Origin of the sequence: Actinomadura sp. 3N407, from assembly GCF_052245875.1 — a bacterium.
Classification (GTDB): domain Bacteria; phylum Actinomycetota; class Actinomycetes; order Streptosporangiales; family Streptosporangiaceae; genus Spirillospora.
In genome coordinates, this window is the sequence record NZ_JBQQBP010000007.1 from 383,339 (window position 1) to 409,575 (window position 26,237).

General features: G+C 75.9%; 25 protein-coding genes. 14 read left to right on the forward strand and 11 right to left on the reverse strand.

Going from position 1 to position 26,237, the window contains the following annotated elements; genetic code table 11:
- Positions 1–79: 79 nt before the first annotated feature.
- Complete coding sequence (locus ACTWPP_RS20545) at positions 80–769, reverse strand: spermidine synthase (RefSeq protein ID WP_443105912.1); 690 nt, start codon at positions 767–769, stop codon at positions 80–82.
- A gap of 93 nt (positions 770–862) precedes the next feature.
- Here ACTWPP_RS20545 and ACTWPP_RS20550 point away from each other — a divergent pair, with 93 nt between their 5' ends.
- From ACTWPP_RS20550 to ACTWPP_RS20560, 3 genes are all read left to right on the forward strand, one after another.
- Positions 863–1,663, forward strand: a complete 801-nt coding sequence (locus ACTWPP_RS20550) for an SDR family NAD(P)-dependent oxidoreductase (protein ID WP_443105913.1) — start codon at positions 863–865, stop codon at positions 1,661–1,663.
- A 53-nt stretch (positions 1,664–1,716) separates the two neighbouring features.
- Entirely contained in the window at positions 1,717–2,268 is a 552-nt protein-coding gene (locus ACTWPP_RS20555) for a GNAT family N-acetyltransferase (RefSeq protein WP_443105914.1), read from the forward strand.
- A gap of 70 nt (positions 2,269–2,338) precedes the next feature.
- Positions 2,339–3,304 carry a S1C family serine protease gene (locus ACTWPP_RS20560; protein ID WP_443105915.1) on the forward strand — a complete coding sequence of 322 codons (966 nt, stop codon included), beginning with the start codon at positions 2,339–2,341 and terminating at the stop codon, positions 3,302–3,304.
- A gap of 33 nt (positions 3,305–3,337) precedes the next feature.
- On the opposite strand, the gene ACTWPP_RS20565 is transcribed toward ACTWPP_RS20560, so the two are convergent.
- Positions 3,338–4,309: a GlxA family transcriptional regulator gene (locus tag ACTWPP_RS20565; RefSeq protein ID WP_443105916.1), complete on the reverse strand. Its 972-nt coding sequence runs from the start codon at positions 4,307–4,309 to the stop codon at positions 3,338–3,340.
- Between the two features lie 106 nt (positions 4,310–4,415).
- Here ACTWPP_RS20565 and ACTWPP_RS20570 point away from each other — a divergent pair, with 106 nt between their 5' ends.
- A complete protein-coding gene (locus tag ACTWPP_RS20570; protein ID WP_443105917.1) occupies positions 4,416–5,237 on the forward strand; it encodes an NAD(P)H-dependent oxidoreductase in 822 nt (273 codons plus the stop codon).
- A 102-nt stretch (positions 5,238–5,339) separates the two neighbouring features.
- Here the strand turns inward: ACTWPP_RS20570 and ACTWPP_RS20575 are convergent, their stop codons facing one another.
- Positions 5,340–6,365 (reverse strand): Rv2578c family radical SAM protein, encoded by a 1,026-nt coding sequence (locus tag ACTWPP_RS20575; protein ID WP_443105918.1) that lies wholly within the window; start codon positions 6,363–6,365, stop codon positions 5,340–5,342.
- A gap of 163 nt (positions 6,366–6,528) precedes the next feature.
- Here ACTWPP_RS20575 and ACTWPP_RS20580 point away from each other — a divergent pair, with 163 nt between their 5' ends.
- The 3 genes from ACTWPP_RS20580 to ACTWPP_RS20590 all read left to right on the forward strand — a co-directional run bounded on the left by ACTWPP_RS20580 (position 6,529) and on the right by ACTWPP_RS20590 (position 9,658).
- Complete coding sequence (locus ACTWPP_RS20580; RefSeq protein WP_443105919.1) at positions 6,529–8,133, forward strand: glycoside hydrolase family 10 protein; 1,605 nt, start codon at positions 6,529–6,531, stop codon at positions 8,131–8,133.
- 53 nt (positions 8,134–8,186) lie between these two features.
- The gene (locus tag ACTWPP_RS20585) at positions 8,187–8,384 is read left to right on the forward strand and encodes a DUF3040 domain-containing protein (RefSeq protein WP_443105920.1); all 198 of its coding nucleotides are present in this window, start codon (positions 8,187–8,189) and stop codon (positions 8,382–8,384) included.
- Between the two features lie 773 nt (positions 8,385–9,157).
- Positions 9,158–9,658: an ATP-binding protein gene (locus ACTWPP_RS20590; protein WP_443105921.1), complete on the forward strand. Its 501-nt coding sequence runs from the start codon at positions 9,158–9,160 to the stop codon at positions 9,656–9,658.
- Between the two features lie 15 nt (positions 9,659–9,673).
- Here ACTWPP_RS20590 and ACTWPP_RS20595 read toward each other — a convergent pair whose 3' ends face one another.
- A complete protein-coding gene (locus ACTWPP_RS20595) occupies positions 9,674–10,789 on the reverse strand; it encodes a helix-turn-helix transcriptional regulator (RefSeq protein ID WP_443105922.1) in 1,116 nt (371 codons plus the stop codon).
- Between the two features lie 173 nt (positions 10,790–10,962).
- The gene (locus tag ACTWPP_RS20600) at positions 10,963–13,872 is read right to left on the reverse strand and encodes a hypothetical protein (protein WP_443105923.1); all 2,910 of its coding nucleotides are present in this window, start codon (positions 13,870–13,872) and stop codon (positions 10,963–10,965) included.
- Between the two features lie 179 nt (positions 13,873–14,051).
- Between ACTWPP_RS20600 and ACTWPP_RS20605 the strand changes: the two genes are divergently transcribed.
- The 3 genes from ACTWPP_RS20605 to ACTWPP_RS20615 all read left to right on the forward strand — a co-directional run bounded on the left by ACTWPP_RS20605 (position 14,052) and on the right by ACTWPP_RS20615 (position 17,606).
- Complete coding sequence (locus tag ACTWPP_RS20605; RefSeq protein WP_443105924.1) at positions 14,052–15,104, forward strand: EamA family transporter; 1,053 nt, start codon at positions 14,052–14,054, stop codon at positions 15,102–15,104.
- Between the two features lie 102 nt (positions 15,105–15,206).
- Positions 15,207–16,553: a hypothetical protein gene (locus ACTWPP_RS20610; protein ID WP_443105925.1), complete on the forward strand. Its 1,347-nt coding sequence runs from the start codon at positions 15,207–15,209 to the stop codon at positions 16,551–16,553.
- Between the two features lie 84 nt (positions 16,554–16,637).
- Complete coding sequence (locus ACTWPP_RS20615) at positions 16,638–17,606, forward strand: ARPP-1 family domain-containing protein (RefSeq protein ID WP_443105926.1); 969 nt, start codon at positions 16,638–16,640, stop codon at positions 17,604–17,606.
- Between the two features lie 139 nt (positions 17,607–17,745).
- Here ACTWPP_RS20615 and ACTWPP_RS20620 read toward each other — a convergent pair whose 3' ends face one another.
- Genes ACTWPP_RS20620 through ACTWPP_RS20635 form a run of 4 tightly spaced genes read right to left on the reverse strand, consistent with a single transcriptional unit; the run spans position 17,746 to position 20,303 of the window.
- Positions 17,746–18,213: an acyl-CoA thioesterase gene (locus tag ACTWPP_RS20620; protein ID WP_443105927.1), complete on the reverse strand. Its 468-nt coding sequence runs from the start codon at positions 18,211–18,213 to the stop codon at positions 17,746–17,748.
- The gene (locus ACTWPP_RS20625; RefSeq protein WP_443105928.1) at positions 18,206–19,516 is read right to left on the reverse strand and encodes an RNA polymerase sigma factor; all 1,311 of its coding nucleotides are present in this window, start codon (positions 19,514–19,516) and stop codon (positions 18,206–18,208) included. The genes ACTWPP_RS20620 and ACTWPP_RS20625 overlap by 8 nt, the downstream gene beginning before the upstream one ends.
- Positions 19,513–19,908 (reverse strand): YciI family protein, encoded by a 396-nt coding sequence (locus ACTWPP_RS20630; RefSeq protein WP_443105929.1) that lies wholly within the window; start codon positions 19,906–19,908, stop codon positions 19,513–19,515. The genes ACTWPP_RS20625 and ACTWPP_RS20630 overlap by 4 nt, the downstream gene beginning before the upstream one ends.
- Positions 19,908–20,303: a VOC family protein gene (locus ACTWPP_RS20635; RefSeq protein ID WP_443105930.1), complete on the reverse strand. Its 396-nt coding sequence runs from the start codon at positions 20,301–20,303 to the stop codon at positions 19,908–19,910. Before ACTWPP_RS20635 ends, ACTWPP_RS20630 begins: the two co-directional genes overlap by 1 nt.
- 137 nt (positions 20,304–20,440) lie before the next feature.
- Between ACTWPP_RS20635 and ACTWPP_RS20640 the strand changes: the two genes are divergently transcribed.
- The gene (locus ACTWPP_RS20640) at positions 20,441–20,803 is read left to right on the forward strand and encodes a dienelactone hydrolase family protein (RefSeq protein WP_443105931.1); all 363 of its coding nucleotides are present in this window, start codon (positions 20,441–20,443) and stop codon (positions 20,801–20,803) included.
- A 53-nt stretch (positions 20,804–20,856) separates the two neighbouring features.
- Here the strand turns inward: ACTWPP_RS20640 and ACTWPP_RS20645 are convergent, their stop codons facing one another.
- Positions 20,857–21,219 carry a YybH family protein gene (locus tag ACTWPP_RS20645; RefSeq protein ID WP_443105932.1) on the reverse strand — a complete coding sequence of 121 codons (363 nt, stop codon included), beginning with the start codon at positions 21,217–21,219 and terminating at the stop codon, positions 20,857–20,859.
- Positions 21,220–21,357: 138 nt separating this feature from the next.
- Positions 21,358–22,137 (reverse strand): NYN domain-containing protein, encoded by a 780-nt coding sequence (locus tag ACTWPP_RS20650; protein WP_443105933.1) that lies wholly within the window; start codon positions 22,135–22,137, stop codon positions 21,358–21,360.
- A gap of 209 nt (positions 22,138–22,346) precedes the next feature.
- Between ACTWPP_RS20650 and ACTWPP_RS20655 the strand changes: the two genes are divergently transcribed.
- The 3 genes from ACTWPP_RS20655 to ACTWPP_RS20665 all read left to right on the forward strand — a co-directional run bounded on the left by ACTWPP_RS20655 (position 22,347) and on the right by ACTWPP_RS20665 (position 26,192).
- Positions 22,347–22,889 carry a YdeI/OmpD-associated family protein gene (locus ACTWPP_RS20655; RefSeq protein WP_443105934.1) on the forward strand — a complete coding sequence of 181 codons (543 nt, stop codon included), beginning with the start codon at positions 22,347–22,349 and terminating at the stop codon, positions 22,887–22,889.
- A gap of 138 nt (positions 22,890–23,027) precedes the next feature.
- Entirely contained in the window at positions 23,028–24,227 is a 1,200-nt protein-coding gene (locus ACTWPP_RS20660) for an AI-2E family transporter (RefSeq protein WP_443105935.1), read from the forward strand.
- 114 nt (positions 24,228–24,341) lie between these two features.
- A complete protein-coding gene (locus tag ACTWPP_RS20665) occupies positions 24,342–26,192 on the forward strand; it encodes a glycoside hydrolase family 3 protein (protein ID WP_443105936.1) in 1,851 nt (616 codons plus the stop codon).
- Positions 26,193–26,237: the final 45 nt, after the last annotated feature.

The window sequence follows — 26,237 nt, forward strand, 5'->3', positions numbered from 1 at the left end:
GGGTCACCGGAACGTGCGGGGACGGTGCGGGGACGGTGCGGAACGCCCGGAGGCGCGGTTTCGCGGTGGCGGGGTGGGGTCAGGGTGCGGCGGGGCGGGGCCCGGACGCCAGGTACACGACGTCGGGTTCGCCGCGCGGGACCGGCACCGGCCGGGCCCGGACCCGGGTGAACCGGGTGCGCAGCAGCGTCTCGAACGCCGGTGCCGCGTTCGCGCTCCACACCGCGAGCGTGCCGCGCGGGGTGAGCCGCCCGGCGAGCAGGTCCAGGCCTCCGGCGGCGTACAGGCGGGCGTTGCCGGGGGTGACCGTCCAGTCGGGGCCGTTGTCGATGTCCAGGCACAGCGCGTCGAACCGGCCGCCGTGCGGGCCGGCGAGGTAGTCGAGCAGGTCGGCGCGTTCGACGGTGACGCGGGGGTCGTCGAGGGCGCCGCGTGACCAGGGCCGCAGCTCGGCCGCGTGCCAGCCGATCACCTCGGGTTCGCGTTCGACGACGGTGACGTGCGCGACCTGCGGGAGAGTGAGGGCCTCGGCGAGGGAGAACCCGACGCCGAGGCCGCCGATCAGCAGCCGCGCCGGGCCGTCGAGGCCGTCGGCCGCGGCGCGGACCAGGAGCCGTTCGGACGTGCCGCCGCGGGTGTCCATCAGGAACACGCCGTTGCTGATGATCTCGTAGTGGGCGCCCGCGCGGCGCAGGACCAGTTCGCCGCCGGCGCCGTCGGCGCGTTCGACCACCACCGGTTCACCGGACGTCCCCGTGACGCTGCCCATGCCCCGCACCCTAGCCGCCGCGGCGGGGCGGCGGGCCGCGGCGGCGATCCTGGGTCTGGGCGGGTGGGGGCGGTGTCGGCTACGGTGCCGGTCATGCCCGATTCCCCCTCCTGCGGTGGTCTGCTGCCGGGGCGCCGCATCCTGGTCGTCGGCGCGGGGACGCGTCCCAGCGACGATCCGGCGGCGCCGGTCGGCAACGGCCGCGCCATCGCGATCACGGCCGCGCGGGAGGGCGCCCGGGTCGCGTGCGCCGACGTCGACGAGGCCGCCGCCGGGCGGACCGCCGCGATGATCGCCGCCGAGGGCGGGGAGGCGTGCGTCGCCGTCGCCGACGTCGCCGATCCGGTGTCGTGCGACCGGGTCGTCGCGCGGGCCGCCGAGCGGCTCGGCGGGCTGGACGGGGTGGTGTTCAACGCCGGGATCGGCGCCGGGTACGGGCTGGCGGGCACGGCCCTGGCCGACTGGGACCATGTCCTGCACGTCAATCTGCGCGCCCCGTTCCTGGTCGGCAAGGCCGCGATGCCGGCGCTGGAGGCGGGTGCGGCGCTGGTGTTCATCGGGTCGCTGGCGGGGACCAAGCCGGGGTCGCGGTCGCCGTCCTATGACGCCTCCAAGGCGGGCCTGGCGGGGCTGGTGCGTCACATCGCCGCCGAGGGCGCGCCGCGCGGCGTCCGCGCCAACGTCGTGGCGCCCGGCCTCATCGACACCGTGATGGGGCGGGACGCGTCGTCGGGGAACGAGGGCCGCGACCGTGTCGCGGGGCTGGTCCCGATGCGGCGGCAGGGGACGGCGTGGGAGGTCGCCGACGTGGTGGTGTTCCTGATGTCGGACCGCGCGTCCTATGTCACGGGGCAGGTCGTCCACGTCGACGGCGGCCTGTCGACCCTGCGCTGAGCCGCCCGGGGTCCGGTGGCGGGCGGGGCGCGGCGGGCCTACCGTGAAGCATCGTGGACGATCATGTGCGGCTGCGGCCGATCGCTGAGGACGACCTGGGGTTCTTCGAGCGCCTGCGCACCGATCCGGATCTGTGCGGCCCGTTCCTGTGGGAGGGGTGGCGCGACCCGCGGCGGTTCCGGCGGCGCTGGGAGCAGGACGGCTGGCTGGGTGAGGACACCGGCAGTCTCCTGGTCGTCCGCGGCGGCGACCGGCTCGGCATGGTGTCCCACCGGCGGGTTCCCATCGCCGGTGCGGTGTGGTGCTGGAGCATCGGGATCTCGCTGATGCCCGAGGCGCGCGGGCGGGGCGCCGGCACCCGCGCGCAGCGGCTCCTGGCCGGGTACCTGTTCGCGCACAGCCCCGTCCACCGGATCCAGGCCGAGACCGACGTGGACAACGTCGCCGAGCAGCGCGCCCTGGAGAAGGCCGGGTTCACCCGCGAGGGCGTCATGCGCGGCTACAGCTTCCTGGGCGGCCGGTACCGCGACGAGGTGCTGTACAGCGTCCTGCGCGGCGAGCTCGACGCCGACGCCGACGCCGACGCCGACGCCGGCGGCGGCTAGCGGGCCGGCCGGGAACACCTCTTCCCCTCCCGCGGTTACCGTGTAACGATGTAATCATCCGGGAGGTGCGATGATCCCCGATCCCCAGGACGGCGGCCCGCCGCTGGACGCCTACTCCCGTGTCGTGTCCGCCGTCGCCCGCGAGCTGACCCCGCGCGTCGCCGCGCTGCGCGTGCGGCACCGCCGCGGCGAGGGCACCGGGTCGGCGGTCGCGTTCACCGGCGACGGGTTCCTGCTCACCAACGCCCACGTCGTCGGCGCCGCGTCCGGCGGGCAGGCCGCGTTCTCCGGCGGCGCCGCCGGCGCGTTCACCGTGGTCGGCACCGACCCCCTGTCGGACCTGGCCGTCGTCCGCGCCGACGGCCCCGTCCCCGAACCGGTCACCCTCGGCGACAGCGACGCCCTGGTCGTCGGGCAGCTCGTCGTCGCCGTCGGCAACCCCCTCGGCCTCACCGGATCGGTCACCGCCGGGGTGGTGTCGGCCCTCGGCCGGTCGCTGCCCGCCTCGCAGCCCACCCGCAACGGCACCGCCGTCCGCGTCATCGAGGACGTCATCCAGACCGACGCCGCCCTCAACCCCGGCAACTCCGGCGGCGCGCTCGCCGACGCCCACGGCCGCGTCGTCGGCGTCAGCACCGCCGTCGCCGGGATCGGCCTGGGGCTGGCCGTCCCCATCAACGCCACCACCCGCCGCATCATCGGCGCGCTCATCCGCGACGGCCGTGTCCGCCGCGCGTTCCTCGGGCTGGCCGCCGCGCCCGTCCCCGTCCCCTCGCCGCTGCGCGCCCGCACCGGGCAGGAGGAGGCGCTGCGCGTCGCCGAGGTCGTGCCCGCCAGCCCCGCCGACCGGGCCGGGCTGCGCCGCGGGGACCTGGTCCTGACCGCCGGCGGGAAACCGGTCTCGCACGCCCAGTCCCTGCAGAAGCTCATGTTCGCCGAGGCGATCGGGCGGCCCCTGCCCATCACCGTGCTGCGCAACGGCGCCATGGTCGACGTCATCGCCGAACCCGTCGAGCTCGACGCCGAACACGCCTGACCCCGCGCGGGCGGCCGGGGCCGGGGGAGGGGGTCAGGGGCCGCGGAACGTGGCGCGGTAGGCCGTCGGGGACACCCCCACCGCCGCCTGCAGGTGCGACCGCAGCGACGCCGCCGTCCCGAACCCCGCGCGCGCCGCGACCGCGTCGACGGGCAGGCCGGTCTCCTCCAGCAGCCGCCGCGCCCGCTCCACCCGCTGCGCGGTCAGCCACACCTGCGGCGACACCCCCGTCTCCTGCCGGAACCGGCGCGTGAACGTCCGCACGCTCATCGACTCCCGCGCCGCCAGCCCCGCCAGCGTCACCGGCCGGTCCAGATGCTCCAGCGCCCACGCCCGCGCCGCCGCCGTGGAGGAGTCGCGGGGCTCGGGCACCGGCCGCGCGATGAACTGCGCCTGCCCGCCCTCGCGGTGCGGCGGCACCACCGTGCGGCGCGCCACGTCCCCCGCGACCGCCGCGCCGTGGTCACGGCGGATCATGTGCAGGCACAGGTCGATGCCGGCCGCCTCCCCGGCCGAGGTCAGCACGTCCCCCTCGTCGGCGTACAGGACCGCCGCGTCCACCCGCACCCCCGGGAACCGGGCGGCGAACCGGTCGCACGACAGCCAGTGCGTCGTCGCCCGGCGCCCCTGCAGCAGGCCCGCCGCCGCCAGCACGAACGCGCCCGTGCAGATCGACGCGATCCGCGCGCCCCGCGCCCGCGCCGCCACCAGCGCCGCCGGGACCGGCCCGCCGCCCGGGCACGTCTCGTCCAGCCCGTGCGAAGCCGGCACGATCACCGTGTCCGCGGCGGCGACCGCCGACAGCCCGTGCGGCACCGCCACCGCGAAGTCGGCGTCGGTGGGCACCGCCCCCGGCTCCACCGCGCACGACGCCACCTCGTAGAGCGGCGCGCCGCCCGCCCCACGCGCGTTCCCGAACAGCTGGTGGACGATCCCCAGCTCCATCGGCAGCACACCCTCGCGCACCAGGACCGCCACCCGCTGCCTGCCGCCCGCGACCATCATGGCCCGATCCTTGCACATCATGGCCGACCGGCCACTCGCGGCGGACCGGGGCGCCCCGGCAGCATCGGAGAGCACCCGAACACGACACCGAAAGGGGAGACCGGCGATGAACGTCCTGTGGGTCTTCGCGCACCCCGAGCGGCGCTCGCTCAACGGCGCCCTCCGCGACCACGGCGCCGCCACCCTGCGGCGCCTGGGCCACCGCGTCCGCCACTCCGACCTGTACGCGATGGGCTGGAACCCGCTCGTCGGGCCCGCCGACTTCGGCCACGACCCCCGCCGCCGCCTCATCGTCGGCGCCGCGTCCGAACGCGCCCACGCCGCCGGCGGCCTGGCCCCCGACATCCGCGAAGAACAGGACAAGATCACCTGGGCGGACGCCGTCGTCGTGCAGTTCCCGCTGTGGTGGTTCGGGATGCCCGCCATCCTCAAGGGCTGGTTCGACCGCGTCTTCGTCCAGGGGTTCGCGTTCGGCGTCACCGACGGCGACGGCCGCACCCTGCGCTACGGCGACGGCGGCCTGGCCGGCCGCCGCGCCCTGGTCGTCACCACCGCCGGCGCCCGCCCCACCGGGCTGGGCCCCCGCGGCGTCCACGGCCACGCCGACGACGTCCTGTTCCCCCTCCTGCACGGCACGCTCCACTACACCGGCATGGACGTCCTGCCGCCCCTGGTCGTCACCGGCGCCGACCGCGCCGGCCCCGCCGACCGCGCCGCCGCCGAGGCCGCCCTCGACGAGCGGCTGCGCGGCCTGCCCACCGCCGCGCCCCTGCCCTACCGCGCCGAACTCGGCGGCGACTACGACGCCGACCTCGTCCTGCGCCCCCACCTGGCCCCCGGCCGCACCGGCCTCACCGTCCACCGCACCGACACCCCCGGCGGCACCGAAACGGTCACCGGACCCGCCGCCCGGCCCGGTGCCGCCTGACCGCGCGCCTCACCCCGGCGGCACGGACCCGGCCAGGCGCACAGACCCGAGCGGGCCGCACAGACCCGAGCGGGCCGCACAACCGGGGCGGGGGCCCGGAGGTCACAGGAGCGACATCTGCTGCGGCGCGGCGGGCGGCGGGGGAGCCGCGGCTTCGCGGCGCGCGGCGCGGCCGCCGATCCCGTACCGGGCCGCCAGGTCCGCGACCCGCCGGGAGACGCGGTCCTGGTAGGCCTTGGGCGCGTAGGCGCCGCCGCGGTACAGCCGCGCGTAGGGGACGACCAGGTCCGGGTGGTGCGCGCGCAGCCACGCCAGGAACCACTCGCGGGCGCCCGGGCGCAGATGCAGCGTGATCGCCGACACCGACGTGGCGCCCGCGTCGGCGATCTCCCGGACCGCCGCCTCCAGCTGGGCGGGGGAGTCCGACAGGTAGGGGAGGACGGGGCCCATCAGGACGCCGCAGCCGATGCCCGCCTCGTTCAGCTCCGCGCACACCTCCAGGCGCCTGCGCGGCGGCGGGGCGCCCGGCTCCACGAGCCGCGCCAGGTCCCGGTCCACCGACCCGACCGACACCGCCGCGCTCACCCGCGTGCGCTCGGCGGCCTCCCGCAGGAGCGGCAGGTCCCGCAGGATCAGCGACCCCTTGGTCAGGACGGAGAACGGGTTGGCGGCGTCCCGCAGGGCCGCCAGGATCCCCGGCATCAGCCGGTAGCGGCCCTCGGCACGCTGGTAGCAGTCGACGTTGGCGCCCAGGGCGATGTGCTCGCCCCGCCACCGCGGCGCCGCGAGCTCCGCCCGGACCCGCTCGGCCGCGTTCACCTTCACCACGATCCGCGAGTCGAAGTCCGCCCCCGAGTCCAGATCCAGATATTCGTGAGTCTTCCGGGCGAAGCAGTACGAGCATGCGTGGGAGCAGCCCCGGTAGGGGTTGACCGTCCAGCGGAACGGGACGCGGGAGGCCTCCGGGACCTTGTTGACGACCGTCTTCGCGTGGACCTCGTAGAAGGTCATGCCGCGGAACTCCGGCGTGTCGATCGTGCGCGCGACCGCCCGCCGCTCGATCAGCGGCACGTCCGGCGCGGGGTCCGGCCGGTCGTCGCCGTCCAGCCGCAGATGGTCCCAGCGCACACCCGCCCCCTTCGAACACCTGAACGACAACACTCCGGTCCAGTATGGAACGCGTGTTCGAAGATCGCAACGCCGTGGCAGGTCAAAAGGGACGGTCGGGCATCACACGGGCATCGTCGTTTCGTACGCAGCATCCCGCCGCGTGGGTAACAATGGGCGCGCTATGTGGCGATCCAAGATCAGAATGGCGGCGGCGGCACTCACGGCGGCGATGTCGGCGGGCGCGCTGGCCGGCTGCGGCATCCCCGCCCTCGGCGGCACCGACGAACGCGGCGCCGCCGCCCGCGCGCCCGTCCCCGCCGGCGCGGACGCCGAATGCGCCGGCGTGCCCGCACCGGACGGCACCCGGGCGCGGCAGCTGCGCGCCATGTGGATCGCCACCGTCGGCGGCATCGACTGGCCCGAGGACACCGGCGACTCCGCCGCCGAGCAGAAAAAGCAGTTCACCCGCCTGCTGGACACCGCCCGGCAGATGAACATGAACGCGGTGTTCGTGCAGATCCGCCCCAACTCCGACGCGTTCTACGACTCGCCCCTCGAACCGTGGTCGCAGTGGATCACCGGGACCCAGGGCAAGGACCCCGGCTACGACGTGCTGGCGTTCATGCTCAAGGAGGCCCACGCCCGCAACCTGGAATTCCACGCCTGGTTCAACCCCTACCGCGTCTCCCGCGACGACGACCTGAAGAAGCTGTCGCGGAAGAGCCCCGCCCGGCAGCACCCCGACTGGGTCCGCGAGTACGGCGACGGCCTGTGGTACGACCCGGGCATCCCGCAGGTCCGGGAACTGGCCACCAAGGCCGTCATGGACGTCGTCGGCAAGTACGACATCGACGCCGTGCACTTCGACGACTACTTCTACCCCTACCCCGAGGACGGCGAGTTCCCCGACCAGGCCACCTACAAGGCCCACGGCGGCGGCATGGACAAGGACGACTGGCGGCGCCGCAACGTCGACCTCCTCGTCGAGGACCTGTCCCGCCGCATCCACGAGGCCAAGCCGTGGGTGCAGTTCGGCATCAGCCCGTTCGGGGTGTGGCGCAACAAGTCCAGCGACCCCGCGGGCTCCGACACCCGCGCCCTGCAGAGCTACGACGACATCTACGCCGACACCCGCAAATGGATCAAGAAGGGGTGGCTCGACTACGTCACCCCCCAGCTGTACTGGCCCATCGGCGACGCCCGCGCCGACTACGCCGAGCTCGTCGCCTGGTGGGCCGAGCAGGTCAAGGGCACCGGCGTGCAACTGACCATCGGGCAGGGCGCCTACCGCGTCGGCGCGGACTCCGCCTGGAAGGACCCCGCCGAACTGTCGCGCCACCTCACCCTCAACGCCAAGTACCCGCAGGTGAACGGCGACGTGTTCTTCAGCGCCTCCGACATCGCCGAGAACCGCCGCGGATTCGCCGAACGGCTCCGCGACGACCACTACGGCCGCCCCGCCCTGCGGCCCGCCGGCGGCGGCGGCAAGGCGCCACCGCCCGTCCAGGACACCACCGCCCGCCCGCACGGCGACGACGACGTCAAGGTCACCTGGCGGCCGTCCGAGGGCGCCGCCGCCTACGCCGTCTACCGGGTGGACGGCGAACGCGCCGCCTGCGCCCCCGTCGACCCCGCGCACCTCATCGCCGACGTCCGCGGCGGCGGCATCATCGACCCGTCCGCCGAACCCGGCCGCACCTACACCTACTACGTCACCGCCCTGGACCGCCTCCACCACCAGAGCGCCCCCGCCCGCGGCGTGACGGTCACCGCACCGAAGGGATAATGATCATGCTCCGTGGGGAAGAACCAGACACCTGACCCCCCGGAGGTATGAGCATGGCGCTGTCGATGGAGGAGCAGCGGATCCTCACGCAGATCGAGGTCCGCCTGAGCGAGGACGACCCGCGGCTGGCCCATCGCCTCGCACGGCTCGGCGGCCCCCGCCGCCGCGCCCGCACCGCCGCACTCACCGCGGCCGCCGTCATCATCGTCCTCGCCGCGATCGGCGCCGCGATCGCGGCGGCGGCACTATGACACCCCACCGGGACACCGTCCCGGACCCCCCGCCCTAGACACCACCCCGCGAACCCCGGCGGCGGCCCCGCCGCGGCCGGACGACCCCGCCCCGCCCCGGAGACGACACCCCGCGGACACGCGAACGCCGAGACCCCGGCGAGATCAAGCTCGCCGGGGCCTCGGCGTTCAAGCCGGTGTGGTGGTCGCCTCACGGCGAAAGGCACAACGAAGCTCCAGCCCGGACCGCATGGGACCGGCGGTATTCCCCGAAGGCGTCAGGTAGAGCCCGGGGGACACATGCCACACCGACCCACCCACTGTAACGGCTCCCCGCCAGTGCCTCCTCCACCGCACCCCCCTGTCCCGATCACCTCACCCGCGGGTGAGGGTTCCCTGAACCCGTGCACCACCCCCGCGGGCGACGCGTCCCTGAATATGAGCGAACGCGGGAAATGCCCGGGGGACCGCGGCCGCGCCGGCACGGGGAAGGCCGGCCCGGCCACACCGGCACCGCCCCCGGACGCGGCCGCACCCGGGGAGAACCGCCCCGGGGGCACAGACCGCCGGCCCGCGCGACCCGGCACAGGTGAGGAGACGGGGCAGTGACCACCACGGGGACCACCACCACAGAGGCGACGACCACGGGACCGCCGGCACCGAACACGGAAACGGAGGCGGCGGGGACGGCGGGAACGGAGGCGGAGACGGAGGCCGCCCCGGCGGGGAACGCGGGGACGGCGGCGGCAGCGGGGAGCAGGGGGACGGCGACAGGAGCGCACACGGCAGCGAGCATGGCAGCGAGCATGGCGGCCGCGATCGCACGGCCCGGCGGCGCCGGCGCGGACGCCGGCGCGGAACCGGACGCGGGCGGAGGCGCCGCGGCGGCGTCCTGGGATCTGGCCGCCGAGCCGCGCGCCGCGTCCCGTGCCCGCACCCTCACCGCGCGCACGCTGCGCGAATGGCGCGTCACCGACCCCGGCGACATCGGCGACGTCGTCCTCATGGTCGACGAGCTGGTCACCAACGCCGTCGTGCACGGCGCCGGGCCCGTCCGGCTCGCCCTGCGCCTGGACGGCCGCCGCCTGCTCGCCGAGGTCGGCGACGCCGACCCCGCCGTGCCCGCCGCGCCCGCCGAGCCGCACGTCCTGGACTGGTCCGAGGCAGGCCGCGGGCTGCTCCTGGTCGCCGCGCTGGCCGCCGAACACGGCACCCGCCCGGAGGCGGGCGGCAAGACCGTCTGGTTCACCCGCCCGCTGAACCCGCCCGGCGGCCACCCGCCCGCCGCGCCCTGACCGGGCGCCGCCCGGTCACGCCTGCAGCGGGCAGCGGTCGACGATCCACACCTCCTCGTCGTCCCCCGACGGCGCCGGCGGCGGCTCATCGGTCAGGCGGTCCAGATGCCACTCGATATGGGCGAGCGGCCCCCGCCACCCCGCCAGCAGGTCCGCCAGCGGACGCGGCGGACCCGGCGGGCCGTAGGGGCGCGGGTCGGGCAGCTCGGCCTCCCACAGCGCGTCGTCGCAGCCCGCCGCCCAGTGCCCCACCGCCTCCAGCACCTCCTGCAGATCGCGGGCCAGGTCGCCCAGGGACCGCAGCGCCATCGCGTCCTGGATCATCCGCTCCCGCGCGTCGAAGGGCATCTCCCGGCCGAAACCCTCCGGGAAACGCGGCGGGCGCCCCTCAAGGACCGGCTCCTCGCCCGTCGCCGCCGCCCGGATCGCCGCCGCCTGCCACCGCGTCCACTCCGCCAGATGACCCAGCACGCCCCGCAGCGCGGCGCCGCCCGTCCCGCCGCGGACCTCCGCCGCCGCGTCCCGCAGCCGGGACCGCACGAACTCCAGCCGGTCCAGCGTCCACGCCCGCGCCCGGGCCGCGCCCGCCGGGCCGCGCGGCCCCGGCTCGGCCGGGGGACGCGGCATCGGCACCCGCAGCGCCGCCAGCAGCGCGTCCAGGTCACGGACCTCCGCGCCCCGCCCCGACAGGAACGCCGCGCCGATCCGGTCCAGCCGGAACATCCGCGGCCCGTCCCGCATCCGGCACCACCCCACCAGGTACTCCCCGTAGGGGGCCACGACCAGGCCGTGCGCCTCCACGTCGCGGAAGCTGCGCGACCCCGCCTGATCGGTGTAGGAGAGCCGGACGACGCGGCGGGTCCGGACGGCCTCGGCCAGCGTGTCGTGCACCGGGCCCGTCAGCGAGTCCGCCTCGCTCAGCGGGGCCGGCTCCGGCTCGTCCGGCAGCACGTACCCGCGGCCCTTCACCGGCCGCACCGGCAGACCGCCGTGCGTCAGCAGCTCCAGGTCGCGGCGGACGGTCCGCTCGCTGACCCGCAGCCGCTCCGCCAGCGCGGCGTGGTCCAGCGGCTCGGGGGAGGCCGCCCGCAGCTCGGCGACGAGCGCCAGCAGCCGGTCAACGCGATCCACACCCCCATCGTGACCCCGCACACCGACAATCCGCCGCCGCGCGGGGGCCCAGATCGCCTGCGGGCAAGGGGAATCGCGCCCCCGGGCAGGCCGCGGGGCCGTCCCCGGCGCGCAACCGGGACCGGCCGGGACGGGACCGGCCGGGAAGGGGGTGCAGCTCGGAGGGCGTGCGGTCAGCGGCCCGACAGCTCCGCGGCCAGTCCCTCGAAATCGGCCGCCGTCAGCGACAGCGCGCTCCCGATCGCCTGCGTCGCCTCCGCACTGCCCAGGTGCCGCGTCGCGGCCCGGTCCAGGTAGGCCTCCACCAGACGCGCGCCGGTCAGCCGCCCCCGCGCGCGCAGGGACCCCACGTCGCGGTGCACCACCGTCCAGGCGTCCGAGCCCAGCCGCAGGCGGCGCTCCTCGGCCAGCAGCCCCACCAGCGCCGCACGCGCCTCCGGGGCGTCCACGTCCGGCAGCCGCACGGCCCGCAGATCGGTCACCAGCTCCGGCGACGCCGCCGACAGCTCCCCGACCCGGTCCGGCTCGCACGTCGCCAGCAGCGCGGTGTCGTTGACGCCCTCCAGCCGCGCCCGGTACAGCACCGACGCGTACGCCGGGCCCTGCGCCTCGTCCAGGATCAGGCCGTCCAGGCCGTCCAGCAGCAGGACGTGGCCCGAGTGCTCGTCCAGCACCGCGCGCAGCCCGTCGGGGCCGTGCTCGCGCAGGTCCTCGGCGTGCGCGCTGTGGACCTCGCCGCTGGAGGCCTCCACCTCCGCCAGCGCCGCCGCGACCATCCGCGCCAGCCGCCGCTGCCCGCTGGACGGCGTCCCGATCAGCAGCAGCGCCGGCGCCGACGCGCTGGACACCTCCTGCCCGCGCAGCCGCCGCGCCCACTTGCCGCGCCGCCGCACCTCCGTCACCACGCGCTCGATGTCGTCGGCGCCGCACAGGAACCGGATCCCGTACGCCTCGGCGATCTGCGGGCCGTGCTCGGGGACGGGCGCCGCCGGCATCGGCGGCGGCGCCTCCGCCACCGGCGCCGGCGGGGGCGGCAGATCCGCCTGCGGAGCGGGACCGGGCGGCGGCGCGGCGGGCGGCGCCGCGGGGGCGTCCGCGCCCGGCCACGCCGGGCCCGGGTCGAGCTGGGTCCGGAACGCGTCGGTGTCGAGCTGCGTGTGCTGCGGTTCCGGCGGCCACGCCGGCTCCGCCGGTGCGGGAGACTCCGCCGGCGCGGGCGGCGGCGGAGGCATGGGCGGCGGGGACGCGGACGCGGCATCGGCGGTCGTCGCGTCCGGCTGCGGCCACGCCGGTGCGGGCGGTTCCTCCGCGGCGGGCGGCTCGGCAGCAGGCGGGGGCGGGGGCGGCTGTGATCCGAACGGTTCCGGCGGAGGCGGGGAGGACGGGGGAGCGGGCGGCGGCGGAGGCGGCGCCTGCTGGTCATGCCGCGCCTGCCGCGGCGCCCCCGGGAAGGCGGGCGGAGAGACCGGCGGCGACGGTGCGGGCACCGGCGGGGCGGGCTCTGCGGGCGCGGGCGGTTCCGGTGCGGCCGGGGGCGGCGCCGGCGCGGCGGGGGGCGGCGCCGGCGCGGCGGGGGGCGGGGCCGGCGCCACCGCGGGCGGCGGGCCCGGCGCGTCCTGCGCCGGCTCGGGCACCGGCGCCACCGGCCGGTCGGCGCGCTCGGCCGCCATGTGGGCGCGGGCGGCCTTGATGATGTCCCACGCCGACAACTCGTCGGTGGACGGCGGGGTGTGCATCGCCGGGGACGTCAGCTCCGCCGCGACCGCCTGCGGCACCGCGAAACCGGTCGCCGGCGGCGGGACCTGCGCCAGCCGGCACCACGTCAGCCCCAGCGTGTAGGTGGTCGACAGCAGCGCGGCCAGCGCGTCGGGGTCGTCGCCGCGCAGCGTGTCCGGCAGCCGCCCGTCGCGCGGCCACAGCGACCGCAGCGGGTTGGCCGGGTCGCCCAGCACCGCCTGCAGGGTGCGGGCGCTGTCGGGGTCCAGCCACGGCTGCAGCGCCGGCAGCGCGCCCGGCGCGGCCTGCAGGTCGGCGGCCAGCACCGCGATCCCGGCGCGGCGCACCTCGTCGTGGCCGCGGCCCGGCGCGGCGGGGCGCGGGCCGGTCAGCCCGGCGACGATCTGCTGCAGGTCGTACAGGGCCAGGCGAAGGTACTCGCCGGGCGCGGTGTCGCGGACCATCGGCGTGGCGAACTCGGCGGGGCAGCGGCGCCGCCACTCCTGCAGGATCGCCTCGGGCCCGTACCGGACGGTGGCCATGTCCTGGTTGACCATCCGCAGCGACGCCGCGGTCACCGCCGCCAGGGCGTCGGCGCCGGGACGGAACCGGGGGTCGGCCTGCAGCCCGGCGGCGACCTCGTACATGACGCGGGCGATGTGGGCGGCGCCGCCGCCGTCGCCGGCGCCCAGGCGGTTGATGTAGTAGCCGGCCAGGGTGGCGAAGTCGGGCGGCATCATCCAGTGCAGCTGGTCGGCCGAGGTGGTCAGGAACGGGATGAACGACTCGATCAGCGGATGCTCGGTCAGCACCACCGGGGACCCGGCGCACCACAGCAGCGCGCCCCACGCGGCGGCGACGGTGCTGGGCGTCCCGGGCTGGAACATGGGGTCGCGCTGGGCGAACTGCTGCGGGTTGACGGCCAGCGCGGTGGTGAGGGCCTGGGAGATGCGCGCCACGACCGCGGTGTCGGGCACGGGCCCGAGGAACCCCAGCGGCGCGACCCGACCGGCGGACAGGTCCGGGCCGGTGGGGAACAGCTGCGGCGGGACGGGCGGGGTCCCGGCGCCGGGCGGTGCGGGGACCGCGACGCGGCGGTCCTCGAACGCGGCGGGGGGAGGGCAGGGGTGCCAGGCGCCGTCCAGGCCGCACCGGTACCAGCGGCCCCACGCCCCGTACAGCCACCATTCGCCCGCGCCCCACAGCATCCGCGCGGCGATCTGGCCGGCGCGGTCGGCGGGCTGGGCGGTCTGCCACCAGGGGGAGGCGACCAGCTCGCGCACGTTGCCCTCGACCGATGCGAACAGGTCCCCGCTCGGCCCGCCTCCGGTTCCGCCGGGCCCCGCCCCGGCCGCCTGCCAGCTCATTCGGCGAATAGTAGTCCCACCGGGCGGCGCGTCCGGCATCGCCGCAGTCACGGCCCGGTATCCCTGTGCGGGCCGGTGCCCCCGCCATCGACGTGTAAGGAGTGTTATGGCACCATGCTCATTAGCCTGCGCGGGGCGGGTGAGCGGACGGTGCGGCGCGTGCGGCGCGGGGGTGAGCAGTGGCGGCGGCGGACGGGGCGGCGCGGGCGCGCGCCTGGGGCGTCGGCCTGGTGCTGGTGGCGTCGGTGTGCTTCGGCGCGTCCGGGCCGTTCGGCAAGGCCCTCATCGAGGCCGGGCTGGGACCGCTGCAGGCGGTGTGGCTGCGGATCGCGACGGCGGCGCTGGTGCTGGTCCCGGTCACGGTGATCCTGCGGGGACGGTCGGCCGCGCGCGGCCTGCGCCCCCACCTGGGGCGCCTGGTCTTCTACGGGCTGACGGGCGTGGCGGGCTGCCAGGCGTGCTACTTCGTGGCCGCGTCCCGGCTCCCGGTCGGCGTGGCGATCCTGCTGGAGTTCAGCGGCCCGGTGATCGTGCTGGCGTGGCTGCGGCTGGTGCGCCGCGTCCCGGTGCACCGCGCCGCCGCCGCCGGCGTCGCGGTCGCGATGACCGGGCTGGCGATGGTCGTGCAGGTGTGGGCGGGCCTGTCCCTGGACCCGCTCGGCCTGGCCGCCGGGTTCGGCGCCGCCGCGTGCCAGGCCGCCTACTTCCTCATCGTCGACCGCCTCGCCGGGAAGGTCGACCCCCTGGTCATCACCGCGTCCGGCACCGCCGTCGCGGCCGTCGCGCTCACCGCGCCCGCCGCCCCCTGGGCGCTGCCGTGGGGCGTGCTGCCCGCGCCCGTCCCCGTCGCCGGGTTCGCCGCGCCCGGCTGGACGCTCGTCGCCTGGATCGGCGTCGTCAGCACCGTCGCGGCCTACCTCGCCGGCGTCGCCGGGCTGCAGCGGCTCCCCGCGCAGGTCGGCGGTGCGATCTGCTACACCGAGGCCGTCGCCGCCGCCCTCATCGCCTGGGCCGTGCTGGGCGAGCGCCTCACCCCCGCGCAGATGCTCGGCGGCGTCATCGTGCTGACCGGCGCCTACCTCGCCCAGCGCGCCGCCGCCCGCCCCGCCGCCCTGCCCGGCGACGCCGCGCCGGGCGCGCGCCGGGGGTCCTCGCCGCCGAACAGGCGGGCGCCCGACGCCGGCGGCACCACCGTGACCGGCGCCCCCTCCGCGACCGCCGCCGAGGCGTAGCCGCCCGGGCGGAAAGCACCGCGGGAGGGACCGCCGCCCGAAAATGAGTGTCGGGCCGCTCCCGATCGTTCCTACACTCCATGATTGCGGAGGCGAACAATCATGGACACCCCCACGCTCCTTGCCCACCTGCACGACCACGACACCCCCCTCACCCTGCCCAGGGGAGGCACCCTGCGCTGGGACGACGCCGGGCTGCACCGCGCCGCCCACACCCTCGACGCCGAGGGCTACGCGCTGCTCGGCCTCGCACCCGGCGTGCGGACCTGGCAGCGCGCCCGCGTGCTGCTGCAGATCCTCGCCGCCACCCAGGCCGGGCTGGACGAGCACACCCGCGCCGTGCAGGCCCGCGTCGCCCGCGTCCTGACCCTCGCCCTGCCGCCCGCGCACGTCATCACCGTCCTGCTCGCGCTGCGGCGGCTGCGCGCCAACCACAAGCACACCACCCGCACCGCGCTGCGGTTCGTGCTGGAGCACCCCGACGCCGACGCGCTCATCGCCGCGCGCCGCCCCGCCCTGCTCGACTGCTTCGAGCACGCCCTCGGCAAGGCCGCCGCCCGCGGCTGCGCCCGCCGCATCGCCGACGGCGACACCGCCTCGGACTACCTGCGGCGGCGCCTGCTGCGGTTCCTCACCGACCCCGCCGCCGCGCCCGCCCGCGTCCGCGACCTCTACGACGCGGCGCCGCGCCCCGCCGCGGGCCCGGCGGGGCAGCGGGCCGTGCCGAGCGAGCCGGTGCTGCCCCTCGACGCCGCACGCGAGCGTCCCCCCACCGTCACCGCCACCAACCGCGGCGACATCGCCGCGACCCTCGTCCACCTGTACCGGGGCGGCCCCGCCGAGGACCTGTACGCCGCGCTCGGCCGCTACGTCGGCGCCGCCGCCGCCGCGTTCCCCCGCTTCGAGGGGACCGTCGCGCTCGTCCTGGACGCCTCGGCGTCCATGCGCGGCTACGGCGACCGCGAGTGGGCCGTGCTGTCGCAGGCCGCCGCGCTGCGGATGGTGCTGTCCCAAGTGTGCGCGGGGCTGGAGGTCATCGAGGTCGGCGGCGACGAACGCGCCCCGCGCGGCGCGACCGACCTGGCCGCCGGCGTCCTGGACGCCCTCGGCACCGCACCCGACCTGGTCGCCGTCGTCTCCGACGGCTACGAGAACGTGTTCCCCGGCGACCTGGCCCGCGTCGTGGCGAGCCTGCCGCGCGCCGGTGTCACCACCCCGGTGGTGTTCTGCCACGCCCTGTTCACCGGCAGCGACGACCTGACGCTGCGGCGCCCCGCCCCGGCCCTGCCGCAGCGCGGATTCTGGCACCAGGACGACTTCGCCGAGCTGCTGCCCTGGATGTTCGGGCACTGCGACGCCGGCGCGCCCTGGCTGCGCGCCGCCCTGCACGCCCGCCTGGACGTCCTGGACCGGCGGGCCGACGGCCTGGCCACCGGCCTCGCCGCCTGACCCGCCCCGACCCGCCGGTGTGCGCGGCGGGCCCGCCGATCCCGGGCCCGCCGCGCGCGCCGCATGAACGGAAAGGAGCACCGCATGACCCAGATGACGGCGCTCGACACCCTCGTCCCCGGCCCGCTCAGCCTCGCCGGGCACCGCCTCGGCACCCCCCAGCAGGCCGGGGCGCTGACCATGGTGCCGATCTCCGGGCCCGCCCACCCCGGCTTCACCCCGCCCCGCACCGGCCTGAAACTGTCCAGGGTCACCGGCTACGGGCGCGTCGAGCTCAGCAACGCCGCCGATTCCGGCGTCGCGATCGTCCCGCTGCACATCGGCTACATCCAGGACCGCGCCCAGAACCACGCCCTGTGCCGGTCGGCGTTCCTGGCGCCCGGGCAGAGCCTGCTGTTCGACGACGCCTGCTGCGTCCAGGAAAGCCAGGGCGGCTACCTCGCCGGGGCCGACCAGTGGTTCTTCGTCCTGCCGCTGGAACTGCGCGCCCGCGCCCTGGAACTGCGCGGCGTCCACGGCTACAGCAAGCTGTGGGACGACATCTCCGGCCTCAACGCCCGCTACGGCCTCGCGCGGCGCGGGCACCTGGAGCAGATCCTGTCGCGCAAGCGGCCCGTCCTCACCCAGTTCCGGTCCCGCCTGGAACCGCAGCCCGGGCAGGTCGGCGCCCTGTTCCTCATCTCCGGCGCCTTCGCCGGCCTGGAGATCACCCCCGGCCCCGGCTACTTCGCCGAGATGTGGACCGCGCTGGTGTGCTTCGCCTACGGCGTCGCCGCCTGGCACGCCGAGCCCGCACCCCCGGCCGCCGCCGCGCCGTTCGGCGGCCCCGCCGGCGGTGTCGCCGGGCTGCGCGGCGCCCTGGAACGCGACCGCGCCGCCCGCCTCGCCGAGATCGGCGACCGGCTCGCCGCCGTCCCCGCCGGGCCCGCCGACCTGCGGGAGGAGGACCGCTACCTCGGGCTGAGGCTGTCCACCGTCACCGCCCCGCACCTGGCCGGGCAGATCGTCACCGACGGCGACCGCACCGTCTACGCCTCCCTGTTCGCCCGCTGAACCCCCGGGGCCGGCCCTGATAAAGGGGTTGCCCCGGGGACGCGGCACCCAGTTGAATCAGACGCGCGGGAACTGTGCCGGGCACGTCAGGCGGAACCCCGATTCCAAATCCGGGATTCGCGCGATGTTGCAGACGTCGTCAAGGCGAAAGTGAGCCTGACGAGGCGCCGGCCGCCTGTCCCGCCCCATCCCGGCCCGGACCCTCCAGACGGGGCTCCAGGGCCGACCTGACCTCCGGCGGCATCTCCCGCTTGGCCTTGGACGCCGGGTCGATGAACACGTGCCGCACCTCCCCGTCGGCGATGAGCCGTTCCCCCACCCGGAACACCGGACGGACCACCATGCTCGTCACCCCCAGATGCGCCACCGGCATCGACACGTCCAGCAGCTCGTCGAACCGCGCGCCGTCCCGGTACCGGATCCGCGCCTCCGCCACCACCAGGTCGTAGCCGTCCTCCACCATCTGCCCGTACTCGCCGATCAGCGCCCGCCACATCTCCGTCAGCGCCACGTCGTAGAAGAACAGGTAGTGGCCGTTGAACACCACGCCCTGCTGGTCGCACTCGCTGTACCGCACCCGCAGCCGGTGCGTGAAGACCTCACCCATGCCGGGCATCCTGCCTCATCGCGGTGAGGCGGTCGGCGCGGCCCCGCAGATACCGCTGCTCCGGCACGCTCGTCGTCAGCCGCGCCGCCGCCCGGAACTCCGCCAGCGCCCCCGCGCCGTCACCGGCCATCTCCAGCAGATGCGCCCGGACGGCGTGCAGCCGGTGATGCCCCGCCATCCGCACGTCGTCCTCCAGCGGTCCCAGCAGCGCCAGCCCCGCCCGCGGCCCCCGCGCCATCGCGACCGCGACGGCGTGGTTGAGCGTCACCACCGGACCCGGGTCCAGCCGCTCCAGCAGCTCGTACAGCGCGACGATCTGCGGCCAGTCGGTGTCGCGCGCGCGGGCCGCGTCCGCGTGGACCGCCGCGATCGCCGCCTGCGCCTGGTACGGCCCCAGCCGGGCACGCGCCAGCGTCCGGGTGATCAGCCCGGTGCCCTCGGCGATGGACGCACGGTCCCACCGGGTGCGGTCCTGCTCGGCGAGCGGGACCAGGTTCCCGTCCGCCGCGGTGCGGGCGGGGCGGCGCGCGTCGGTGAGCAGCATCAGCGCCAGCAGCCCCGCGACCTCCCCGTCGTCGGGCAGCAGCCCGTGCACGGCGCGCGCCAGCCGGATCGCCTCCCCGGTCAGCTCACCGCGCTGCAGGTCAGGGCCCGAACTGGCCGTGTACCCCTCGTTGAAGACCAGGTACAGGACGTGCAGGACGGCGCGGATCCGCGCGTCCCGCTCACCCTCCGGCGGCATCCGGAACCGGCCGCCCGCCGCCCTGATCCGCTGCTTGGCGCGGCTGATGCGCTGCGCCATCGTCGCCTCCGGCACCAGGAACGCCCGCGCGACCTCCGCCGTGGTCAGCCCCCCGACCGCCCGCAGCGTCAGCGCGACCTGCGACGGCGGCGTCAGCGCCGGATGGCAGCACAGCAGCAGCAGCGTCAGCGTGTCGTCGCCGCCCGGCTCCGCCGAGTCCGCGGCGGCGTCGGCGGCGGGCGCGACCCGCTCGTGCGGCGGCGTCCGCGCCGCCGCCGTCTCCTCCCGCCGCCGGGCCGCCGCCGCACCGCGCAGCAGATCGGTCATCCGCCGCGACGCGACCCGGACCAGCCACGCGTCCGGGCGATCGGGCACCCCCTGCCGCGGCCAGCGCGTCGCCGCCGCCAGCAGCGCGTCCTGCACCGCGTCCTCGGCCGTCTCGAAGTTCCCGAACCGCCGCACCAGCGCCGCCAGCACCCGCGGCGCCGCCCCGCGCAGCACCTCCTCGACCCGGACGCCGGACCCGGGGCCGCCCCCGGCCGCGCCGCCCGGGCCGCTCACATCTCCTGTCCGGACATGTTCATGATCGGGCGCACCTCCACGGCGGCGAACCGGGCGTCGGGGAAACGCGCCGCGATCTCCGCCGCGCGCTCCGGGGAATCGCAGTCGACCACGAAATACCCCGCCAGCTGCTCCTTGGCCTCCACATACGGGCCGTCCGTCGCGACCGGCACACCGTCGCGGACCCGCATCGTGCGGGCGGTCACCGGATCGGCCAGCGCCGTCCCGGTCACCAGCTCACCCGACTCGGTGATCTCGGTGAACAGCTCCTCGGCCTGCGCGGCCAGCGCGTCCCGCTCGTCCTGCGGCAACGCCAGGAACCCCGGATCGCGCAGGAACATCGGATGCTCCCAGTTCTCGGCGTTGCCGTAGATCAGCAGCAGGTACTTCATCACGTCCCCCTCCGCTCGCTCCGCGGCGGGCCGGCGACCCCGACCACGTTGCCCTCGGGGTCGGCGAACCACCCGACGGCGAAATCCCCGCCCGACCGCGGCTCCGGGCCCATCCGCCGCGCCCCGCCCAGGCTCTGCGCCCTCGCCAGCGCCGCCTCCACGTCGTCCACGCCCACGTAGAACAGCACCCGCGGCTCGAAGCCGTCGCCGCCGCCGACACCTCCGGCGATCTCCGCCGTACCCTGCCGCAGGAACCCGTACCCGCCCGGCCGCGACACCTTCTCGCTGGCGGCGTCGCCGACGTCGAACTCCCAGCCGAACAGCCCGCCGTAGAAGCCGCGCAGCCCCGCCGGGTCCTTACCGATGATCTCGAAATGCACCACAGGGCGTCCCATGGCCGTGTCCCTTCCGCCGGTGCGCCCCACCCGGGCGCCTCACACCAGAGGACGGACCCGGAACGGCCTTCTCGACATCCCCCGCGAAATTCCTCCCGCCCCGGCACGGTGCGCCCGAATCGTGGCACGATCACAGCATGGCCGAGGTGCTGCTGTTCCACCACGTCCAGGGGCTGACGCCCGGTGTGCTCGCCCAGACACGCCCCGGCGCGCGGGGCGCGCAGCTGCTGCACGCCTGCGTCCCCGCCTCGGAGTTCGGCGGGGCGTGGCCGCCCGGCGTCCCCGTCCAGGTGCACGGCATGGACGCCGACCCCGTCTTCACCGGCGACGGCGACATCGACGCCGCACGCGCCCTCGTCACCGAAACCACCGACGCCGAGCTGTTCCTCTACCCCGGCGATCAGCACCTGTTCACCGACGCCGGCCTGCCCTCCTACGACGAGGAGGCGACCGCGCTGCTCCTCCGGCGGGTCGCCGCGTTCCTCGCCGCCCTCCCCTGACCCGGATCCCCGCGCGCCGCCCGGCACGGCCAGGAACGGGCCCCGCGGCCCGCCTACCGCGGCGGCACGAATTCGGGCTGGTCCAGGACCCGCAGCCAGCTCCCGTCGGGCTGGCGGCGGGCGACCTGCGCGCGGGCACCGGCCCCGTCCCTCGGCGGCGTCGAGGTCAGCGCGACGTCGCCGCTGACGAGGGTCGGCAGCGGCTCCTCCGGCTCGAAGCGCGGACCGCCGGCCAGCACCTTCTCCCACAGCTCGCGGATCGCTTCACGCCCCACCGTCCGCGAACCGGGCGGGTAGGCCAGCACCGCGTCCCGCTCGTAGAGCGCGGCGACGCCCGCCGCGTCCCCGGCGTTGGACCGCTCCACGAACAGCCGGGTGATGTCCTCCGGCCGCATCGCCTTCTCGTACCGCGTCATGGTTCCCCCTGTGCCTGAGCCGTCACCCTCATCGTCGGCGCGGGACCAGAAGAAGTCAAAGACATGAATCTTCTGGGAATCAGAAGCAATCGTTATGGCGCCTCCCGCAGCGGCCCGCACGGCGGGCGGAACGGATCGCTACGAGCCGGGCCTCTTGTCCCGCTGGCGCTTGTCGCGCACGTAGATGATCCCCGGCTTGCCGTCACCCGGGCTGCGCCGGTCCAGCTCGAACAGCGTCGTCGCCGCGATCAGATCGCTGAGCTTGGCGTAGCCGTAGTTGCGGGAGTCGAACTCGGGACGCTGCTTGGTGATGATGTGGCCGACCGACGCCAGCGCCGCCCACCCGTCCTCGTCCGAGGCGCCCTCCACCGCGTTGCGCAGAAGGTTCACCAGCGCCGTGTCCTGCTTGAGCGCCGCGGCCGACGAAGGCGGCGCCGGCGTGAGCGTCGCGGCGGCGGGCACGGCCGAGACCTGGTCATAGGCCAGGTTCTCGATGTAGACGAACTTGTCGCACGCCGCCACGAACGGCTTGGGCGTCTTGCGCTCGCCGAACCCGTACACGGTCAGGCCCGACTCACGGATCCGCGCGGCCAGCCGGGTGAAGTCACTGTCGCTGGAGACCAGGCAGAAACCGTCGAACCGCTCCGAATACAGCAGGTCCATCGCGTCGATGACCATCGCCGCGTCCGTGGCGTTCTTCCCGGTCGTGTAGGCGAACTGCTGGATCGGCTGGATCGACTGGGCGAGCAGCTGCTCCTTCCATCCCCGCAGGCTCGTCCCGGTCCAGTCGCCGTAGGCGCGCTTGACGTGGGCGGTGCCGTACTTGGCGACCTCCGCCAGCAGCCCCTCGGTGATCGTGGGCTGGGCGTTGTCGGCGTCGATGAGCACCGCCAGCCTGGCGGCGTTCTCGCTGACCATCTCGCTCCTCCCCGGACAGTCGCCCGGCCGCGGGCGGGCCGAGCGGATCCGCTCATCGCCCGCCCTGACGGGTCACCTATGCGGCCGAGCCTATGGGGTGGAAGCCGGCGAGGAGGCGCGCACGCACGACCAGATCACCTGGAAGGCCGCGCCCGACCGGCGGCCCGGTGAAGGCGCCGGCTGTCGGTGGGGGGTGGCATCCTGGGGTGATGATGCACTTCGCGGACGCCGGCGAGTGGGAGGCGTGGCTCGCCGAGAACCACGAGCACGAGGGCGGCGCCTGGCTGAAGATCGCCAAGAAGGGGTCGGCCGTCACCTCGGTCCAGATCGGGGAGGCGCTGGAGATCGCGCTGTGCTACGGCTGGATCGACAGCCACCGCAAGGCCCACGACGAGGACTTCTACCTGCAGCGGTACTCGCGCCGCCGCAAGGGCAGCACCTGGTCGCAGGTGAACGTCGAGCGGGTCGAGGCGCTGACCGCCGCCGGCCGGATGCGTCCGCCCGGCCTCGCGGAGGTCGCCGCCGCCCGGGCCGACGGCCGGTGGGACGCCGCCTACGCCGCCCAGCGCAACGTCACCGTCCCGCCCGACCTGGCCGAGGCCCTGGCCGCCAGCCCCGGCGCCGCCGCCCGCTTCGAGGCGCTCGACAAGACCGCCCGCTACCTGGTGATCCTGCCGCTGCTGAAGGCCAGGACCCCGGCCGGACGCGAAGGCGCCCTCGAGAAGGCGATCGCCGGCCTGCTGAGCCGCTGAGAGCCCCCCGCGCGCCGCGCGCATCGCAGCCGACCGACCGGGCGGACCGGGCCTGCCGGCTGAAATCTCGGCAAAGATCGGCCCCGCGGCGGGGCGGGACGCCCGAAACGGGCGGCGGGACGTGGTTAGCGTGCGGACATGTCGCAGACGCCCGGCGACAGGCCCGCGTACGCGCCCGCCGACGTCCCGCCCGACGCCCCCACCGGACCGCCCGCCGGACAGGACGCCGGCGACGCGCACAGGATGCCGCCCTGGCTGCCGAAGGCGTTCGCGCTCGCCGGCGCCGTCGTCCTGGCGTTCATGGCGGCGATGTGGCTGCTGCAGCGGCTGCGGGACCTGCTGCTGCTCCTGCTGATCTCGCTGTTCCTGGCGTTCGCGATCGAACCGGCCGTCAACCGGCTGGCCCGGCACGGGTGGCGGCGCGGCCCCGCCACCGCGGTGATGTTCCTGGTCGCCGGCGTGCTGGTCGGCGGGTTCCTCGGCGGCATCGGGTCGCTGCTGGCCACCCAGGCCGCCAACCTCATCGAGGGGTTCCCCGGCTCCGTCCGCCAGGTCATCGGATGGGTCAACGACACCTTCGGGACCAGCCTGTCGCAGGACACCCTGTTCCAGCGGCTCCCCACCGTCACCGGCGCCCTGTCGCGGCACCTGTCGTCCCTGGCGACCAACGTGTGGGGAATCGGCGCCACCGCGTTCGGCGTCGTCTTCAAGGCCCTCGGCGTGCTGCTGTTCACCTTCTACCTGTCGGCCGAGGGCCCGCGGTTCCGCCGGACGGTCTGCTCCCTGCTGCCGCCCCGCCACCAGCGGCACACGCTGCGGGCCTGGGAGATCGCCGTCGACAAGACCGGCGGCTACATCTACTCGCGCGGTCTGCTGGCCCTGATCTCCGGCGTCGCGCACTACGCCTTCATGGCCGCCCTCGGCATCCCCTACGCCGCGGTCCTCGCGCTGTGGGTCGGGGTGGTGTCGCAGTTCATCCCCGCCGTCGGGACCTACCTGGCCGGCGCGGCGCCTGTCGTGATCGCGCTGACGGTGGCGCCGTCGGCCGCGCTGTGGATGCTGCTGTTCATCCTCGGCTACCAGCAGCTGGAGAACTACCTGCTGCAGCCCCGCATCACCGCCCGCACCGTCGACGTCCACCCCGCCGTCGCGTTCGGGCTCATCCTGGCCGGCGCCGCCGTCGCCGGCCCGGTCGGCGTGCTGCTGGCGGTGCCGTTCGGCGCCAGCGTGCAGGCGTTCGCGAGCGCCTACGTCCGCCGCTACCACGTCGAGGAACATCCGCTGACCGAACCCGACCCGCCCGGCGGCCACCGGTGGCGGTGGCTGCGCCGCAAATGACCCGTCCCGGCCGCGGCGTCGTCGATCCTTGCCGTGGACGGCGCCGCCGTCCCGGGTTAGCGTGCCGGGAGGAACCTTGATCATCCGCAGTCCGGGGGGCCGGAGGGAGCCGTCATGTACCGTCCCCGCATGCGCCGCCGCCGGTGGCTCGCCGGCCTCACCGCCGGCGCGCTCGCCGTCACCGGCCTCACCGCCATGACGACGCCCGCCGCTCAGGCCGCGCCGCCCGGCGGCGGCCACGGGAAGAACCCGGAGCTGATGCGCATCCTGCGGTCGATGACGCTGGAGGAGAAGGCCGCCCAGCTGTTCGTCCTGCAGATCTACGGCAAGAGCGCCGACACCGCCGACCCCGGGGACGTCGCCGCCAACCGAAGGCTGTACGGGGCCGACAACGCCGCGCAGGTCATGGCCCGCTACCAGCCCGGCGGATTCATCTACTACGGCACCAACATCGACGGCCCCCAGCAGGTCGCCGCGTTCTCCAACGGCATCCAGCGCGCCGCGATGGCGCGGCCCCACCGGATCCCCGCGACGATCGCCACCGACCAGGAGGGCGGCATCGTCGCCCGCATCCTGCCGCCCGCGACCCAGTCGCCCGGCGCGATGGCCCTGGCCGCCGGACGCCGCACCGGCGACGCCCGCGCCCTGGCCCGCATCACCGGCCGGGAACTGCGCGCCATCGGCATCAACCAGGACTACGCCCCCGACGCGGACGTCAACGTCAACCCCGCCAACCCCGTCATCGGCGTCCGGTCCTTCGGCTCCGACCCCCGCCTGGTGTCGGACATGGTCACCGCGCAGATCCGCGGATACCGGTCCGGCGGGGTCACCGCGACCGCCAAGCACTTCCCCGGCCACGGCGACACCACCACCGACAGCCACATCGGCGTCCCCGAGATCGACCACACCCGCGAGGAATGGGAACGGCTCGACCTGCCGCCGTTCCGCGCCGCCATCGCCGCCGGCGTCGACTCGATCATGACCGCGCACATCGTCGTGCCGTCGCTGGACCCGTCCGGCGACCCCGCCACCCTGTCGCGGCCCATCCTCACCGGCATCCTGCGCGACCGCCTCGGCTACCGCGGCGTCGTCGTCACCGACGCCCTCGACATGCAGGGCGTCCGCGACAAGTACGGCGACGAGCGCGTCCCCGTCCTCGCCCTCAAGGCCGGCGCCGACGTGCTGCTCAAGCCGCCCGCGGACGACGACGGCACCGGAGTGTTCCCCCGGCAGCTCGCCGCCGTCGTCGCCGCCGTCGAGTCCGGCGAGCTGACCGAGGAGCGCATCGACGCGTCGGTGTACCGGATCCTGAAGCTCAAGTACGAGCGCGGCCTGTTCCGCGATCCCTACGCCGACGAGTCCGAGGTCGACCGGGTGGTCGGGATTCCCGCGCACCTGGCCGCCGCCCAGCGCGCCGCCGACCGCACCACCACCCTGGTCGAGAACGACGCCGGCGTCCTGCCGCTGCGGCCCGGCGCCCGCGACGTCCTGGTCACCGGATGGGGCGTGTCGACCACCGCGGCCCTCGGCACCGAGATCGCCCGGCGCGGCGCCACCACCACCATCAGCCAGACCGGCGTCAACCCGTCCCAGGCGCGGATCGACGAGGCCGTCGCCGCCGCGCGCGGCCAGGACCTCGTCGTCGCCGTCACCAACCGCGCATGGGACGTCAAGGACGAGCCCGGGCACAACGGCCCCGGCCAGATGAACCTCGTCAAGGCCCTCGTCGCCACCGGCACGCCCGTCGTCGTCATCGCCGTCCGCGACCCCTACGACATCGCCTGGTTCCCCGAGGCCACCACCTACCTGGCCACCTACTCCTACACCGCCGAGGCGCTGCGGTCGGCCGCCCGGGCCCTGTTCGGCGAGCTGAACCCGCGCGGGCGGCTGCCGGTCACCGTCCCCGTCCGCGGCGAGCCCGGCACCGCCCTGTACCCCTTCGGCCACGGCCTCGGCTACCGCTGACACACGGCGGCCCGGTTCCGGGACGGCAGCCGCTGCCGCCCCGGA

Bases quoted from the DNA above. Each gene is read 5' to 3' on its own strand.
- ACTWPP_RS20545 (WP_443105912.1), bottom strand. From the start codon at position 769: ATGGGCAGCGTCACGGGGACGTCCGGTGAACCGGTGGTGGTCGAACGC.
- ACTWPP_RS20550 (WP_443105913.1), top strand. From the start codon at position 863: ATGCCCGATTCCCCCTCCTGCGGTGGTCTGCTGCCGGGGCGCCGCATC.
- ACTWPP_RS20560 (WP_443105915.1), top strand. From the start codon at position 2,339: ATGATCCCCGATCCCCAGGACGGCGGCCCGCCGCTGGACGCCTACTCC.
- ACTWPP_RS20565 (WP_443105916.1), bottom strand. From the start codon at position 4,309: ATGATGGTCGCGGGCGGCAGGCAGCGGGTGGCGGTCCTGGTGCGCGAG.
- ACTWPP_RS20570 (WP_443105917.1), top strand. From the start codon at position 4,416: ATGAACGTCCTGTGGGTCTTCGCGCACCCCGAGCGGCGCTCGCTCAAC.
- ACTWPP_RS20580 (WP_443105919.1), top strand. From the start codon at position 6,529: ATGTGGCGATCCAAGATCAGAATGGCGGCGGCGGCACTCACGGCGGCG.
- ACTWPP_RS20585 (WP_443105920.1), top strand. From the start codon at position 8,187: ATGGCGCTGTCGATGGAGGAGCAGCGGATCCTCACGCAGATCGAGGTC.
- ACTWPP_RS20590 (WP_443105921.1), top strand. From the start codon at position 9,158: ATGGCAGCGAGCATGGCGGCCGCGATCGCACGGCCCGGCGGCGCCGGC.
- ACTWPP_RS20600 (WP_443105923.1), bottom strand. From the start codon at position 13,872: ATGAGCTGGCAGGCGGCCGGGGCGGGGCCCGGCGGAACCGGAGGCGGG.
- ACTWPP_RS20610 (WP_443105925.1), top strand. From the start codon at position 15,207: ATGGACACCCCCACGCTCCTTGCCCACCTGCACGACCACGACACCCCC.
- ACTWPP_RS20615 (WP_443105926.1), top strand. From the start codon at position 16,638: ATGACCCAGATGACGGCGCTCGACACCCTCGTCCCCGGCCCGCTCAGC.
- ACTWPP_RS20620 (WP_443105927.1), bottom strand. From the start codon at position 18,213: ATGGGTGAGGTCTTCACGCACCGGCTGCGGGTGCGGTACAGCGAGTGC.
- ACTWPP_RS20630 (WP_443105929.1), bottom strand. From the start codon at position 19,908: ATGAAGTACCTGCTGCTGATCTACGGCAACGCCGAGAACTGGGAGCAT.
- ACTWPP_RS20635 (WP_443105930.1), bottom strand. From the start codon at position 20,303: ATGGGACGCCCTGTGGTGCATTTCGAGATCATCGGTAAGGACCCGGCG.
- ACTWPP_RS20640 (WP_443105931.1), top strand. From the start codon at position 20,441: ATGGCCGAGGTGCTGCTGTTCCACCACGTCCAGGGGCTGACGCCCGGT.
- ACTWPP_RS20645 (WP_443105932.1), bottom strand. From the start codon at position 21,219: ATGACGCGGTACGAGAAGGCGATGCGGCCGGAGGACATCACCCGGCTG.
- ACTWPP_RS20650 (WP_443105933.1), bottom strand. From the start codon at position 22,137: ATGGTCAGCGAGAACGCCGCCAGGCTGGCGGTGCTCATCGACGCCGAC.
- ACTWPP_RS20655 (WP_443105934.1), top strand. From the start codon at position 22,347: ATGATGCACTTCGCGGACGCCGGCGAGTGGGAGGCGTGGCTCGCCGAG.
- ACTWPP_RS20660 (WP_443105935.1), top strand. From the start codon at position 23,028: ATGTCGCAGACGCCCGGCGACAGGCCCGCGTACGCGCCCGCCGACGTC.
- ACTWPP_RS20665 (WP_443105936.1), top strand. From the start codon at position 24,342: ATGTACCGTCCCCGCATGCGCCGCCGCCGGTGGCTCGCCGGCCTCACC.